This window comes from Microbacterium sp. CCH5-D1 (assembly GCF_001557335.1).
GTDB classification, from domain to species: domain Bacteria; phylum Actinomycetota; class Actinomycetes; order Actinomycetales; family Microbacteriaceae; genus Microbacterium; species Microbacterium oxydans.
The window spans coordinates 1-369 of the sequence record NZ_LSJW01000271.1; the positions used below are offsets into that span (position 1 = coordinate 1).

1 protein-coding gene is annotated in these 369 nt (G+C 68.3%); it reads right to left on the bottom strand.

The window, feature by feature from the left end:
* Positions 1 to 176: 176 nt before the first annotated feature.
* Positions 177 to 369, bottom strand: a 193-nt coding sequence (locus AX744_RS16310) for an SDR family oxidoreductase (protein WP_157543635.1), incomplete at its 5' end; no start/stop codon positions are given.

The following is a 369-nucleotide window of genomic DNA, read 5'->3' on the forward strand; positions in this document are numbered from 1 at the left end:
GTGTACTTCTTGAAGCGGTCGACGCTCGCCTCGCGCAGCGCCTGCGCCTCGGTCTCGACCTGGTCGGCGCCGAGGAGCTCCTGCATGCGGGTGACGATCTCCTCGCGTGAGAGAGCGGATCGTGAAGTGACCATGGGGAGGGTGTCCTGTTCGTTGGGTGTGGAGGCGCGCCGCTGTCAGCGCACCAGGTAGCCGCCGTCGACCGACAGCACATGTCCGTTGACGAAGTCGGAGGCGGGACTGGCGAGGAAGACGGTCGCCCCCATGAGGTCGGCGACGTCCCCCCACCTCCCCGCCGGGGTGTGGTCGACGATGCGGCGGTTCGCCTCGTCGTCGGCCCTGGTATCGGAGGTGAGGGGAGTCGCGAAA